General features: G+C 46.8%; 3 protein-coding genes. 1 reads left to right on the top strand and 2 read right to left on the bottom strand.

What is annotated here, in order from left to right; translation table 11 throughout:
• Positions 1-253: 253 nt before the first annotated feature.
• On the bottom strand, positions 254-1,261 hold the full coding sequence (locus RDO88_RS13470; protein ID WP_307759843.1) for an endonuclease/exonuclease/phosphatase family protein: 1,008 nt from the start codon (positions 1,259-1,261) through the stop codon (positions 254-256).
• Positions 1,262-1,447: 186 nt separating this feature from the next.
• Here RDO88_RS13470 and RDO88_RS13465 point away from each other — a divergent pair, with 186 nt between their 5' ends.
• A complete protein-coding gene (locus RDO88_RS13465) occupies positions 1,448-1,702 on the top strand; it encodes a type B 50S ribosomal protein L31 (RefSeq protein WP_307759842.1) in 255 nt (84 codons plus the stop codon).
• 205 nt (positions 1,703-1,907) lie between these two features.
• On the opposite strand, the gene gcvT is transcribed toward RDO88_RS13465, so the two are convergent.
• Positions 1,908-2,993, bottom strand: coding sequence for a glycine cleavage system aminomethyltransferase GcvT (gcvT, locus tag RDO88_RS13460; protein ID WP_307759841.1), 1,086 nt, complete (start codon positions 2,991-2,993; stop codon positions 1,908-1,910).
• Positions 2,994-3,065: the final 72 nt, after the last annotated feature.

Below are 3,065 nucleotides of genomic sequence, written 5' to 3'. Positions count from 1 at the left end.
CTTGTGTTCACAAGGCCTAAATCTTTGTAATTAACCATTTTGTTTAAAAGTTTATAGTTAGTGAATCAAATTCTGTGCAAAAGTAAACATTCTCGTTCAAATAGAAGACACCCACCCCCATAAAAAAACTCTTCGAACGAAGGAAAAACAAAATTTTTTCCGATGTTTGAAGAGTTTTAACAAAAGATTGTAATGTCCATGTTGCAAACCCATTCCAACCTGCCGGAGGATGGTTTGCAGACAAAGGCCAGGACTATTTCTTCAGATAAATAATGGTAGGCAGATGGTCGCTGTAACCGTTCAGCCACGTACGGCCGCCGTGCGTACGCAAGGGCGAACCTTTGTACTTGCCGTCCTGCTGGATGAGGAAATCGCGGTAAAAGACTTCATGATGGTCGTAGCGCAATCCGCGGCGCTTCTTCAACAAAGGCTTCGACAGGACTATCTGATCGAACAGGTTCCACTTGCCGCGATAGAGCAAAGTCCCCACCCCGTCATCTTCCAGCGTTTCCCACCAGGGGTTGAAGAAATCGGCCTTCTTCACCTCTTTCTTATATTTGCGTGCACCCAGTGTCTGCATACTCTCGTCCATCGGGTCATCGTTCATATCGCCCATCACGACCAGCTTCAGCTTACGGTCTTCGCGCTGCAACGAATCGGCCAATGCCCTAACCTGACGGGCAGCATGCACACGTACCGGTGACTTGGCGCCACGCGAAGGCCAATGGTTGACAATGACACATACACGCTCACCGGCCATCCGTCCGTCCACAATCAGGAAGCCACGCGTCAGATGTACCGTATCGCCCTGATAAGGCTCGGAAAGCACCAGCTTGGAAGCCGTCACTTCATATTGGTTCGGGTCATACAGCAGGGCACAATCAATGCCACGCTTGTCGGGACCCTCGTAGTGGATAAATTTATAATGGGACATTGACGGCTGCTTCAGCAAGTCGGTCAGCACGCGGTCGTTCTCCACTTCGGCCACCCCAATGAAAGCCGGCCCCTGCTTGACCCTTCCGCGTGAAAGCGAAGAAAGGACTTTGGCCATATTGGCCAGCTTAGCTTCGTACTTACGAGAATTCCACTTGTAACTGCCGTCCGGCAAGAAGTCATAGTCGTTTTTGCCGGCGTCATGGATGGTATCGAACAAGTTTTCAAGATTGTAGAAAGCTACGCTATACAGGTCGTGCTTTCCGTTCTGAGCCCCCACAAACACGGCAGAAAGGCTGAAAATCATTAAAAGGAATAGTTTCTTCATATTCATACAGATATTTTGGTTGCAAAAGAAAGAAATAAAACAAGATAAACCTAATTTTTTCGCCGAACTTTTTTCAGATTCAAGAAATAGCACTATCTTTGCACCCTGAAAACTTAAAAGACCATTACACCACTATTTGTTACCAGCAATAGTAATCGAAATAAAAAAATTAAAAACAATATCGAAATGAAAAAAGGTATTCATCCCGAAAATTACCGTCCGGTAGTATTCAAAGATATGTCAAATGGCGACATGTTCCTGTCTCGTTCTACTGTAAACACAAAAGAGACAATCGAATTCGAAGGCGAAACTTATCCGTTGGTTAAGTTGGAAATCTCCAGCTCTTCTCACCCGTTCTACACTGGTAAGTCCAAGTTGGTTGATACAGCCGGTCGTGTGGACAAGTTTATGAGCCGCTACGCCAGAAGCCAGAAGAAATAATCATTTCTTTATTTGTAAGGAATAAAAAAAGAGGATGCGTTCTCACGTATCCTCTTTTTTTTATCCATTCCCGTCGGCTTGAATTTATTTGCCCAGCTTAAAGCTCCTGTTTACCCAGCCTAAACCTATCATTTAAGCTGGACAAAGCATTGCTTTAAGCTGGGCAAACAGAAGCTCTGCTCCAAACGTTCGCCCTTATCACCATTTATTTCCGGAAAGGAGGCTTCACAACAACGGCCTTCAGCTTACGGCCGCGCATATCGAGACAAATCTCCGTACCGGGGTTGCTGAACTCGGTCTTGACATACCCCATACCGATACCGATCTTACGCAAAGGCGACATGGTACCTGATGTAACCGTTCCTATCGGATTGCCTTCCGTATCCATCAATCCATATCCATGACGGGGAATACCGCGGTCAATCATCTCAAAGCCTACCAGCTTGCGGGTCACTCCCTCAGCCTTCTGCTTCTCCAGCATCGGACGGTTGATGAAGTTCTTTCCGTCCACAAACTTGGTAATCCAACCCAAACCAGCCTCAATGGGCGAAGTGGTATCATCGATATCATTGCCATAAAGACAGAAGCCCATCTCAAGACGGAGCGTATCACGGGCACCCAAACCGATCGGCTTGATACCGAATTCGGCTCCGGCCTCAAAAACAGCATCCCATATCTTCATGGCTGCATCGGGATAGAAATACAACTCAAAGCCACCGGCACCTGTATAGCCGGTATTTGAGATAATGACGTCTTTCTCACCTGCAAACTCACCGTGAGTGAAAGTGTAATAAGGCAATGAAGACAGGTCTATCGGCGTCAACTTCTGCAAGGCTTCGATAGCCTTAGGACCCTGTACGGCCAACTGAGCCATACGGTCGGAAGCATTTTCCAATTCAGCCCCTTCGGTGTTGTGCGACACGCACCAGTTCCAGTCTTTCTCGATGTTGGCGGCATTCACAACCAGCATATACTTTTCGGGCTCGTAGCAATAAACCAACAGGTCGTCCACAATACCGCCTGTCTCGTTAGGGAAACAGGTATACTGCACCTTGCCGGGAGTCAGCACTGCCACATTGTTGGATGTTACCTTCTGCAGGAAATCCAACGCCTTAGGGCCTTTCACCCAGAATTCGCCCATGTGCGACACGTCGAAAACGCCTACACCCTGGCAAACGGTCAAGTGTTCATCGATAATGCCCGAATATTCAATCGGCATGTTGTATCCCGCGAACTCGTGCATCTTGGCACCCAGCGAGATATGTTTCTCTGTAAATGGAGTGGTTTTCATGAAACTTATATTTAAGAATGCGAATCAGCAGTTGGCTTTCTGATTCAAAAATTAAAAATTAACAAATGTAAG

This window comes from uncultured Mediterranea sp. (assembly GCF_902493215.1).
Taxonomy (GTDB): Bacteria; Bacteroidota; Bacteroidia; order Bacteroidales; family Bacteroidaceae; genus Bacteroides.
This window is presented reverse-complemented; position numbering and strand designations above follow the sequence as displayed.